Here is an 11,940-nt window from a genome sequence, read left to right as displayed (position 1 = left end):
CCTACCGGGTCCCCCTCCGAAACGCAGTACGCACAGCCGCCGACAAGTACACCCTCAACGGCACTAGCACAGTCCCGACAGCCCCAGAGCCGCCGACCGCGACCCGGGGGGACACAACTGCATACGTGTCCTGGATCGCGACGAGCGGGAACGGCTCGCCCGTCACCGGCTACACCGTGACCAGCACCCCCGGCGCCAAGACCTGCACCACCACCGGCGCCCTGTCCTGCACTATCACCGGGCTCACCAACGGCACCGCCTACACCTTCACCGTGGTCGCCACCAACACCATCGGCGACAGCCCCGCCAGCGACCCCTCGACCACCGTGACCCCGGCGGGTGTCCCAGCCCAGCCCGCGAAGCCGACCGCCGTACGCGGTGACCAGTCCGCGACCATCACCTGGACCGCGCCCTCGACCAACGGGGCTCCCATCACCGGCTACACCGTGACCAGCACCCCCGGTGCCAAGACCTGCACCACCACCGGCGCCCTGTCGTGCACTATCACCGGGCTCACCAACGGCACCGCCTACACCTTCACCGTGGTCGCCACCAACACCATCGGCGACAGCCCCGCCAGCGACCCCTCGACCACCGTGACCCCGGCGGGTGTCCCGACCCAGCCCGCGAAGCCGACCGCCGTACGCGGTGACCAGTCCGCCACCGTCACCTGGGCCAAGCCATCCGGGAACGGCTCGCCCGTCACCGGTTACACCATCACCGCCACCCCTGGCGGCGCGACCAAGACCGTCACCGACGCCGACACCCTCACCACCAGCATCGGCGGTCTGAGCAACGGCACCGGCTACACCTTCACCGTCACCGCCACCAACGCCGTGGGGGACAGCCACCCCTCGGTCGCCTCGCGCGAAGTCACCCCCGCCGGAGTTCCCACCCAAGTCAAGAAGCCGTCGGCAAGGGTCGCGAAGGGTCATCTTGTGGTCACCTGGCGAGCGCCGCACGCGAACGGTTCCCCTGTCAGCCGTTACCGCATCGACATCAACAAGGGGAAGGACATGACTGTCGGCCGAACTACCCGTAAAGCCACCTTCAGACACCTTGGTCCCGGCCGCTACACCGTTCGCGTCATCGCGATCAACGCCGTTGGGGCCTCGACACCGAGTGCACGCATCAGCATCCGCATCCGGTGAGTTGAAACTCGTCCACGCGGAGCGGCGTACGGTGTCAGGGCACTGCCGGTACTGATGCCGCCCAAGGTCACTACAGTCGGCCTCAATGAGGATCTCGCGGCCGACAACACCAACACTGGTCTCGAGTTAGGTGGCGGCGAGGTCGTACGGGGTCTCCGGTGCGGGACCCGGCGCGATTGTGCCGATGGATGACCTGCACGCATCATGTGGTGCGGGTGCTGGACGATTACACAGTTGTCCTGCGGCGCGGGTCATGGCCACCGGCGGCTCTCCGGTGCAAGGTGGAGGAGTATCCGCGCGGGAATGCCCCGTGGACTCGGTAGGGGAAGGCTATGGTCAGCCACATGCAGGATGACGGCGCAACGTGGGACGCCATCAGTCGGGCCACCGCGCAGTACGACCAGTACCAGCGTCTTCAGCGCGTGGGGGACCTGGTGGGCGTCCTCAGGGCCGAACGAGACGCGGTTCCGTGCCCGCCCCGAACGGATCTTCCGCTGTCATTGACCAACAACGCTCTCGGCGCCCGCTGAAGTCGTGCCGTCTTGGGGTGAACTGGTCGCGGAGTTCGACCAGCGGGCGCAGCGCGAGGCGGAGAGCGCCGGGCAGCCGGGGTTGTACCCGGACGCGCTGCTCAACCCCATGGGATGGTTGACCGGCACCCTGACCGACCGACTCGGAGAGATCGGTCGTCTGCGGAGCGGGCGCAACGTGCTGTTCTACGCCTCGGGTTTCCTGCAAAAGCCGGGAGCGGGCGCACCCGCGACCTCGATCACCCACGAGGACGTCAACGGGCTCATGGCCGTGATGTACGGCATGGATTACACCAAGGGCCTGACGCTCCTGCTTCACACTCCTGGCGGAGTCACGACAGCGGCGGAGTCCTTCGTCGCGTACATGCGGTCGAAGTTCCCGGACGTGGAGGTGGTCGTCCCGACGTTTGCCTTTTCGGCAGGGACCATGATCGCGACCGGGTGTGACCGCATCTGGATGGGACGCCAGTCGCAACTTGGACCGATCGACCCCCAGATGCCGATGCCGTCCACCGGCCGGTTCGTCTCCGCCCAGGCGATCGTGGCACAGTTCGAGAAGGCGACATCGGACATCAAGTCCGACCCGGATTCCTCGTTGGCCTACGCGCCGATCCTCCAGTCGATGGGTCCGGCTCTCGTCCAAGAAGCCCGTGTCTCCCTCCGATACAGCCAGGAGACCGTCGCGACCTGGATGGCGTCCTACATGTTCAAGGACGACGACAACCGGCAGGAGAAGGCTGCGGCGGTCGCCGCGTTTCTGAACGATCGAGACACCCACCTTGACCACAGTCGCCGCATCGACCGTGATGAAGCGCGGTCCCGTGGGCTGGTAGTCGAGGACTTGGAGTCAGAGCAGCCTCTTCAGGAAGCGGTTCTGACTGCGTACCACCTGATGACGATCCTGTTCGAGCGCACGCCTTCATCGAAGGTGATGTTCACCCATCTCGGTCAGTCCTGGTTGAAGAACTGGACCCCCGGACCGTAATGATCCCGCGGGGGCGACCAATCCGACACGCCTCGTAGTCACTGGCTATTCAGGTCGGGCTTCGGCGTACTCGGCAAGCCACTCGGTGACCGGCCGGATCGCGCGCCAGTCGCGTCGTACTTCCTCTATGAGGCCTGGCGTATGGATCACCGGTTCGAATCCGATGTGGCGTCCCAGAGTGAGCGACTTGTGGCGGAGTAGCGCGATACGTGGGTGTTCAGCGTCGTAGCCACGTGGCTTGGTCTTGAGGGTGTCCCCGCCAACCTCGTAGCCCATCCGAGTCGCCTTCGCGAGCCGCTTCTCAAGGTCAGCCCCGAGGATGGCGTTGTCCACGGCAGCCCGGAAGGCAGCCAACCGGGGCGGTGCGAACCAATAGCAGCCGCCTCCCGTACGAATGCCTCGCGGGGAGACCTCGACGTAATACCCAGTCTCTGGAGCGATGGCGACGAACGCGCCCTGGTGGGTCTTGTACGGAGTCTTCTCCTTGGAGAACCGGACGTCGCGGTATGGGCGGAAGATCTTCGCTGGGCCGAACTCATCAGCCAGAGCCGCCGTGAGCGCCTGCATCGGTGCAAGGACCGCATCCTGATAGATGTGCTTGTTGGCATCCCACCAGGAGCGTGTGTTGTCGACCTCAAGGTCGTCATAGAAATCAAGCGCCGCCACCGGAAAGCCCTCAAAACTCACATGTCGGAGCCTATGCGAGCCGTTCCGACGGTGTTCATCTGAGCACCGGCCTCGCCGGACCCATGCCGAGCGGATGCACGACGCGCTCGCTCGCTCGCCAAGCCCGCTCCGAACCTCCCCGACGGTGTTGGTAGACATAGGTCCATGCAAGGCCAGGAAGTCGCGGAGCGCGACACCGCCATCGTTGCAGCCCTTGCGCAAGGGGTCCGGCTTCGAACGGTGTGCGCCATCTTCAACATCGACGCCTTGACGGTTCGGCGCGTGGCGGAGGCCGCGGGGCAGTCGATGCCGGTAGATCTGCAGGGTCCCGGGGCAATCATCGCTGAGCGTGAGACTGAGATGCTGCGTCGAGCGCTGGGAGGCGAGGATTTCACCGTCATTGGCAAAGCCCATGACGTCTCGCGGGAGTGGGTTCGGCAGGTCGTCAAGAAGCACACAGGTCTGAGCGCGAAGGACTTGCAGTCGGCGCGCGAGGCTGCCCGACACCAGTTCAAGGTGCAGCGGCTGCGCGACGAAGCAACCGATGCCAACTTGCGCCTGGACGACCTGGCGGAGCGCTCCGGACTCACTGTCCGAGAAGTGGAAACGGTGCTCGGACCTGCTGAGGCGGCCCGCCGCCGCCGCGGGCGCAACGTCACAACGGCCATGGAGCGTGGGCAGATCCTGACGGACCTGGCCCGGGTCGCGGCGTTGCCTGGGGGATCACCGCTTTCCGGCCCGTTTTATGACCGGAACCGGGAAGACGGGTTGTCGAGTGCGCGGATCGTCCAGGTATTCGGTGCATGGTCGACGGCCTGTGAGGCGGCGGGAGTGGAAGCGCCGAGCGCTCCTCGGGAGAAGTACGACCGAGGCTGGTCCCGCGAGGACTGTCTGCGCTGGGTTCTTGACTATCTTCAGCAAGCCGACCGGCCCACTGCGGCTGGGTATGAGCAGTGGGCGCGCGATCGTGATGGAGCGCCGTCGGGCGGCACCGTACGTCTCCGGTGCGGAAAATGGATCGAGACGGTGAGCGATGCGTACTCGCTAGAGACGGGCCACCTTGAACCGCGCGGGCCGGTCGGCGAGGAAGCGGCCGCCCCAAACGTGGCGGGCGGGTCGACGACGGATGCCCATGGCCAAGGGACGGACGAGGGGCCTGATGCCAACGACGCTCCAACGGACCCTTCTCCGATGGCAGGGCAGGGCCGCGAATCTGATCCCGAGGTTCGCCTGGCAGTTGAGATGGCCGCTCAGCAGCGGCTTATGAGGCACTACGAGGTTCGGGGATGGAAGGTCGTCGACACTCATCTCGGCGCGCCCTATGACGCCGTGGCAATGAAGGGCAGCGAGACGATGTACTTGGAAGCCAAGGGAACGCAATCGGCTGGTACGACAGTCTTGGTGACTCGCGGTGAAGTCGAGCATGCACTCAAGCACCCCGGCCAATGTGTGATTGGCGTGTGGTCCGGAATGAAGTTGGACCACGAGCAGCAGGTGCTGCCCGATTCCGGCGCCTTTCGGGTAATGCCATTCCAGCCCGAAGCGGACGACTTGACGGTCGTGGGCTACGAGTGGCGGCCGCCGCAGTAGGGTCGGTTGCGTCCGTAACCGACCGGTCCTGAGACGCCCGCTGAAGGCCTGGTTCCTTTGTGCCCGCTAAGCGTGCGTCGATGTCGCATGACCCGTGTCCTAGTTGGGACCACGTCTTCGACGACTTGGACACGGCACTTGCGAATAGTGTCGGCACCTTCCGCGATAGTCGACCTCCCTTTCGATATGGAGGTCCTCATGGCATTGCTTGGTTATGGACGTACGTCCCGGGACCTGCAGACCCTTGGTTTGGAGGCGCAAGTAACGGCGCTGACCGAGGCGGGGTGCGAGCGCGTGTGGTCCGAGCACGGTTCCGGGGCACGGGATGACCGCCCCGAGATGCTGGCTCTCCTGGAGTACGCACGGGCGGGCGACGTCATCGTGGTCGTTCGGCTCGACCGGTGGGGCCGGAGTCTTCCACATCTCGTAAAGACGCTGACAGCCCTCGATGAGCGTGGCATCGGCTTCCGGAGCCTGCAGGACGGCATCGACACGACGACCGACACCGGGCGGATGGTCTACGGATTGATGTCGGTCTTGGCCGAGTTCGAACTCTCGCTGATCCGGGCTCGCACTCGTGCTGGGATCGCGCAGGCCGCGGCGCTCGGGCATCGGCCGGGTCCGAAGCCGAGACTCTCCCCAGAGCAGGCGCAGATGGCCAAGCGGCTCTACAACGAGGGGGAGCACACCGTCGGGCAGATCGCGGCCATGCTGGGCGGGGTGTCCCGAGCGACCGTCTACCGGGCCTTGGAGATCAGTGCCACGCGGGTGGCCGCTGTCGCCGCGACGGCCTCCGATGGTTAGCCTTTGGCGGCCATGTCGAGCACCGACGGCTGCCCTCTCCTTGGACGGTCGGGCGGCACACCATCTCTGAGGTCATGAGTTCGCTCCCTGTCGCCGTCCAGTGCTCGGGGTCTACACAAGTAGACACGCCCCCGCAGGACACGCCCCTATCGCCCGAGGCTGCTCGGCACCTCACCGACGCCATCCGGGTCACCATGAGCGCCCTCCACATCCTCGTGCATCGCGCATATGTGGGGAAGGCCCACCTCGCGCTTGGCTACGCCCGCTGGGCCGACTACGTCGCGTCTGAGTTCGAGATGAGCCGAGCGCGGTCCTACCAACTACTCGGCCAGCACGAGGTCATCACGGCCCTCAGCCGGGCGGCAGGAACGGACGTGTCCGACATCGTGACGGAGAAGGTCGCCCGCGACATCAAGCCGCACCTGGCAGCGGTCTCTGCTGAGGTCGCAGACCGCAGCCGCGAACTCGGCGACCAGGACCAGGATCAGATCCTCACGGTCGTCGCCGAGGTCCTCAACGCCACACGTCGCCCGGACGCCGACCGGCTTAACCGGATGCCCAGCATGGCGAAACTGCGGGCAAGCCAGGCGAGGGGCAACTCCACCGACCTCTGGTACACCCCCCGGACCGCCGTCGCACCGCTGCTCGCCATCCTGCCGCCACCACCGCTGCGCGTGTGGGCCCACGCGGACGTTCGAGGCCGCTCGCATATCGTCGACGTGCTCGAAGAGGCGGGATACGACGTGGTTTGTTCGGACCTCAGCACCGGGCAGGACTTCTTCACTTTCACCGCCGCTGAGGTGGAGGCGATGGGAGTGGACGTTGCGGTCACGAATCCGCCGTATTCGGTGCGCCGCCGGTGGCTTGCTCATCTGGTCGACCTCGGTCTGCCGTTCGCGCTCCTTGTCCCCGAGACCGGTGTGGGCGAGTGGGCTTTCGAGCCGTTGCGCACCGCCGGGGCCGAAGCAGGTCTCCTGCTGCTGAACCGCCGCATCGCGTTCTCCCAGCGATGGGGCGAGCGGCCGGTCGGGAACCCACCGTTCTCATCGGGCTGGGTATGCCGTGGGCTGCTTCCGGCCGGACAGCAACTCGTGTTTGGCGAGGTGCCTGCGACCTACTGACGGCGCGGCGGCAAGGGGCGCGCCGTCACAAGCGCCTGCCCATGGACGATGTGCAGGCGGCCCGGGCCCATAAGTATTCCGCCTGGGCGGACAGCGGGTTCTCAGAACCTATGGTCCTGGTCTTCCCGTTGCCAGAAGCACCCCCGCCCACGCGGGGACTGGCTCGGACCGCCAGCACTGCCTTCATCGGCATGCAGGCGTGGGAACTAGACGGTCTAGAGCACTTGTAAGGCAGACTTCGTGAGCGTGACTGCCACGATCTATGAGGTCCTCGGGGATCTCCGCGCCCAGGCCCTCGACGAGCGGGACAAGGGCGACAAGTTCGAGCGGCTGATCAAGACCTACTTGCTCAACGACCCCGAGTGGGCCGCCCGGTTCTCCGACGTCTGGCTGTGGACCGAGTGGCCCGGCCGCGAGGGCCGACCGGACACCGGCATCGATCTGGTTGCGTCCCTCCGCGACAGCGACGGGTACGCCGCCATCCAGTGCAAGTTCTACGCTCCGGGCGCGACCGTCTCGAAGGGCGACATCGACTCCTTCCTCTCCGCCTCGGGCGGGAAGGAGTTCACGCTCCGCTACATCTTCGACACAGCCAAGTCCTGGTCCCCGAACGCCGCCGACACCCTCGCGCACCAGGCGGTGCCGGTGCAGCGCGTCGACATCGCCTGGCTCGACGAGTCGGCGTTCGACTGGTCCCAGTACTCCTGGGCGACCCCCGAGGTCCTCGTCTCGACCGGGAAGAAGGCGCTGCGGCCACACCAGGAACGGGCGCTGCACGACGTCTTCGACGGCTTCCGCACCTACGACCGGGGCAAACTCATCATGGCCTGCGGCACCGGCAAGACCTACACCTCGCTCAAGGTCGCCGAGGAACTCGTCGGAGCCGGTGGACGGGTCCTGTTCCTGGTGCCGTCCATCCAGTTGCTCTCCCAGAGCCTGCGGGAGTGGATGGCGAACGCGGAGGTCGACATCCGCCCGTTCGCGGTCTGCTCCGATGTCCGGGTCGGGCGGAAGGTCGTTACCGACGACGCCGACATGCCGACCATCGACCTCACCGAACCCGCCACCACCGATGCGAAGACCCTCGTGGAGCGGATGACCGTCGGGAAGTACGCCAAGGAGCGGATGACGGTCGTCTTCTCGACCTACCAGTCCATCGACGTCATCGCACAGGCACAGAACCTCGGCCTTGACGGCTTCGACCTCATCATCTGCGACGAAGCACACCGCACCACGGGTGTGACGCTCGCAGGCGGCGATGAGTCGGCCTTCGTCAAGGTCCACGACGGTGACTACCTCAAGGCCGCCAAGCGGCTCTACATGACCGCTACCCCGCGCGTGTTCAGCGATGACGTCAAGCGCAAGGCCGCAGACGCTGAGGCCAAGCCGGTCTCCATGGACAACGAAACCTGGTACGGCCCAGAGTTTCACCGCCTCGGGTTTGGAGACGCCGTCGAGGCCGACCTCCTCACCGACTACAAGGTCCTCGTCCTCGCCGTGGACGAGCAGTACGTTGCCGACAACTTCCAACAGGCGATGGCGACCGGCGGCGAGATCGCCCTTGGCGACGCCGCCAAGTTGATCGGCTGCTGGAACGGCCTGGCCAAGCACTACAACTCCGTCGACCAAGAGGCCGAGCAGTCCCGGCTCAAGCCGATGAAGACCGCCGTCGCGTTCGCCAAGGACATCCGTGCTTCCAGAGCCGCCGCGCAGTCCTTCCCGGTCATCGTCGACCGCGCCCTCCAAGACGAGTCCGGCACCGGCCCCTCCAACAGGGTTCGCGTCGAGGCAGCGCACGTCGACGGCACCATGGGCATCCACGAGCGCAACACCCACCTGGCGTGGCTGAAGGAATCCACGCCAGACGACGTGTGCCGCATCCTGTCCAACGCTCGCTGCCTATCCGAAGGCGTGGACGTGCCCGCCCTCGACGCGGTCATGTTCCTTACGCCCCGCGGCTCCCAGGTTGACGTTGTGCAGTCCGTCGGGCGCGTCATGCGAAAGGCACCCGGCAAGGAACTCGGCTACATCATCCTGCCGGTCGTCATCCCATCCGGTGTCGCCCCGGAGGAGGCTCTGCGGGACAACGAGCGCTACCGGGTCGTCTGGCAGGTCCTGCAGGCGCTGCGCTCCCACGACGACCGGTTCCACGCCATCGTCAACCAGATCGAACTCAACAAGTCCCGCACGCCGAAGATCGATATCACCGACGTCACACCTCGCCCCACCGATGAGGTCGAGATCCCCGGCACCCACGCCGACGAGCCGAAGAAGCCCGAGACCGAGCAGATGCTCCTCGACTTCGGCTTCGAAGGCTTCCGCGACGCGATGTACGCACGCATCGTCCAGAAGGTCGGCGAGCGGCGCTACTGGGAGACCTGGGCCAAGGACGTCGCCGACATCGCCCAAGCGCACATCACCCGCATCAACGGACTCCTGGTCGACGAGACCACCCACCAGGCCAAGGAGTTCGAGGTCTTCCTTGCTGGCCTGCGCGGCAACCTCAACGACAACATCACGCGCGACGAGGCCATCGAGATGCTCGCCCAACACCTCGTCACCCGCCCGGTCTTCGAAGCGCTCTTCGCCGGTTACAACTTCGCTGCCACCAACCCCGTCGCCCAGACGATGGAGTTGATGCTCGCCTCGCTCGACGAGCACAACCTCGACAGCGAGAACCAGACCCTGGAGACCTTCTACGCCTCCGTACGCCGCCGCATCGAGGGCGTGGACAACGCCGAGGGCCGTCAACGCATCCTCATCGAGTTGTACGACAAGTTCTTCGCCACTGCATTCAAGCGAACAGTCGACAAGTTGGGCATCGTCTACACACCCGTCGAGATCGTCGACTTCATCCTCAAGTCCGCCGACGACGTGCTCCGTGCCGAATTCGGACAGGGCCTCACCGACGAAGGCGTACACATCCTCGACGGCTTCACCGGCACCGGAACGTTCATGGTCCGGCTGCTCCAATCCGGCCTTATCGAGCCACACGACCTCGCCCGCAAGTACGCCAACGAACTGCATGCGAACGAAATCCTGCTTCTCGCGTACTACATCGCCGCCGTCAACATCGAGACCACCTACGCCGACCTAACCGGCGACCCCAAGGACTTCCCCGGCCTGATCCTCACCGACACCTTCCAGTCCTGGGAGCCGGACGACCGGCCCGACCTGAATGTGTTCCCGGAGAACAACGCCCGGCTCGAAGCGCTCAAGAAGTTGCCCATCACCGTCATTGTCGGCAATCCACCGTGGTCGATCGGCCAAGAGTCGGCCAACGACAACAACAAGAACGAGAAGTATCCGTTCCTCGATGAGGCGATCCGATCGACGTATGGTGCGAGATCGACCTCCCTTTCGGTTAGAACCATCTACGACTCGTACCTTCGAGCGATCAAGTGGGCGACACTGCGAATTCGCGACCGAGGTGTCATTGCCTTTGTCACCAATGGCGGATTCCTCGACACCAATGCTGCGGATGGCGTTCGCAAGTCGCTGGCAGAAGAGTTCACCTCTGTCTACGTCTTCAACCTTCGGGGGAATCGAAGGGCCGGGGGCGCTGAAGGTCGGCCCATCTTCGAGGCGTACAACAAGGGTGCGGGCGGCTCCATCTCGACGGTCGCGATCATTGTCCTCGTTAAGAACCCGGCGAACGAGACCCGCGCGAACCACATTCAGTACGCAGAAGTACGTGACAACACCTCCGCCATCGAGAAGGTCGCTGAGGTCGTTGCGGCCAGGTCGATTCTCCAAACTGACTCGCGCCTGATCTATCCCAATGAACACGGCGACTGGGTCAACCAGCGCCGGGACGACTTCGAGAAGTTTCTTCCCGTTGGGGATCGTTCCGCAGAAAGTGTGTTCGGTGTGTCCTCATTCGGACTGACCACCAGTCGCGACGCGTGGTGCTACAACGCTTCCACAACCCGATTGCTGCAAACAGTCGATCGTCTGGTCATGACGTATCGCCGGGCTCTGGGCGGAGATGTTTCCGAGGACCCGAAGGACATCAGTTGGTCGCGTGCGCTGCGCGCAAGGCTTGGTCGCGGAGGAGATGTCGAGCCCGCCTCTGCGTTGGCCGTCCGGAGTGCTACCTATCGACCGTTCTTCGCTTCCCGCGCGTACTTCTACGGCCCGCTTAACGAGGTCCAGTCCAAACTGAGTTCAATCTTCCCGACGCAAGCGTCGGACAACATGGGCTTCTACGTCACCGGAACCGGGACCGTCATGCGTTTCGGGGCCATCGCGATCAATCGCATGCCCGACCTCAACTACTTCGGACAAGGCGGCCAGTTCTTCCCGCGCTGGCGGTACGAGCAGGTCGAGGAATCCGGCATGCTTGACTTGGGTGGCTCGGGAGAGGTTATCGACGGCTACCGCAGGATCGACAACATCACGGACGAGGCGCTCAAGCGCTTCCGGGCGGCTTACCCAGGCGAAATGGCCACCAAGGAAGACATCTTCTTCTATGTATACGGTCTCTTGCACTCGCCCACGTACCGTGAGACGTACTCCGCCGACCTGAAGAAGATGCTGCCTCGGATCCCGATGGTCCGCGACTTCCGCGGCTTCGTCGACGCTGGGCGGGCGCTCTTCGACCTCCATGTCGGCTACGAGCAGGTCGAGGCATACTCGTTCGACGGCCTCGACGTCGCGCCGGTCGGCGACCCGTATGCGTTCTTCTCGGTCGGCAGCAAGAAGATGTCCTTCGGGAAAGCGACGGCGGAGCAGAAGGCGGCTGGAATGAAGTACGACCGCTCAGTCATCCAATACAACGACCGCATCACGCTCCGCGGCATCCCCGAGGATGCCTACCGTTACATGCTCGGCTCGAGGTCGGCCATCGAGTGGATCATCGACCGCTACTACATAAAGACCGACAAGGCGTCTGGCATCGTCAACGACCCGAACGACTGGTCACGTGAGGTCGGCGAGCCGCGCTACATCCTCGACCTCCTGGCACGCGTCGTGACCGTCTCCGTCGAGACGAACAAGATCGTCGACGGCCTCCCGCCACTGGACATCATTGAGGGTGCTTGACGCGGATGTGAGCGTGCGTGGGTCCGCCCAGCGGTGACCGAGCGCGGCGG

7 protein-coding genes are annotated in these 11,940 nt (G+C 65.0%); 6 read left to right on the top strand and 1 reads right to left on the bottom strand.

Going from position 1 to position 11,940, the window contains the following annotated elements:
• Both E8D34_RS15985 and E8D34_RS15980 read left to right on the top strand, forming a co-directional pair.
• On the top strand, positions 1-1,151 hold a 1,151-nt coding region (locus tag E8D34_RS15985; protein WP_136595644.1), incomplete at its 5' end, for a fibronectin type III domain-containing protein.
• Positions 1,152-1,685: 534 nt separating this feature from the next.
• Positions 1,686-2,666, top strand: a complete 981-nt coding sequence (locus E8D34_RS15980; RefSeq protein ID WP_136595643.1) for a hypothetical protein — start codon at positions 1,686-1,688, stop codon at positions 2,664-2,666.
• 45 nt (positions 2,667-2,711) lie between these two features.
• On the opposite strand, the gene E8D34_RS15975 is transcribed toward E8D34_RS15980, so the two are convergent.
• Positions 2,712-3,353 carry a DUF2461 domain-containing protein gene (locus tag E8D34_RS15975; RefSeq protein ID WP_136595642.1) on the bottom strand — a complete coding sequence of 214 codons (642 nt, stop codon included), beginning with the start codon at positions 3,351-3,353 and terminating at the stop codon, positions 2,712-2,714.
• 144 nt (positions 3,354-3,497) lie between these two features.
• On the opposite strand from E8D34_RS15975, the gene E8D34_RS15970 reads away from it, so the two are divergent.
• From E8D34_RS15970 to E8D34_RS15955, 4 genes are all read left to right on the top strand, one after another.
• On the top strand, positions 3,498-4,922 hold the full coding sequence (locus E8D34_RS15970; protein WP_136595641.1) for a DUF3883 domain-containing protein: 1,425 nt from the start codon (positions 3,498-3,500) through the stop codon (positions 4,920-4,922).
• 186 nt (positions 4,923-5,108) lie between these two features.
• On the top strand, positions 5,109-5,726 hold the full coding sequence (locus E8D34_RS15965; RefSeq protein ID WP_240771398.1) for a recombinase family protein: 618 nt from the start codon (positions 5,109-5,111) through the stop codon (positions 5,724-5,726).
• A gap of 194 nt (positions 5,727-5,920) precedes the next feature.
• Positions 5,921-6,847: a hypothetical protein gene (locus tag E8D34_RS15960; protein ID WP_136595640.1), complete on the top strand. Its 927-nt coding sequence runs from the start codon at positions 5,921-5,923 to the stop codon at positions 6,845-6,847.
• Between the two features lie 246 nt (positions 6,848-7,093).
• On the top strand, positions 7,094-11,890 hold the full coding sequence (locus E8D34_RS15955; protein ID WP_136595639.1) for a type ISP restriction/modification enzyme: 4,797 nt from the start codon (positions 7,094-7,096) through the stop codon (positions 11,888-11,890).
• Positions 11,891-11,940: the final 50 nt, after the last annotated feature.

Source organism: Nocardioides sp. GY 10113 (genome assembly GCF_004919105.1).
Lineage (GTDB): Bacteria > Actinomycetota > Actinomycetes > Propionibacteriales > Nocardioidaceae > Nocardioides.
Note: the sequence above shows the minus strand (reverse complement) of the source record. Positions and strands in the feature narration are given on the sequence as shown.

Coding starts and splice junctions, on each gene's coding strand:
- E8D34_RS15970 (WP_136595641.1), top strand. CDS start 3,498: ATGCAAGGCCAGGAAGTCGCGGAGCGCGACACCGCCATCGTTGCAGCC.
- E8D34_RS15965 (WP_240771398.1), top strand. CDS start 5,109: ATGGAGGTCCTCATGGCATTGCTTGGTTATGGACGTACGTCCCGGGAC.
- E8D34_RS15960 (WP_136595640.1), top strand. CDS start 5,921: ATGAGCGCCCTCCACATCCTCGTGCATCGCGCATATGTGGGGAAGGCC.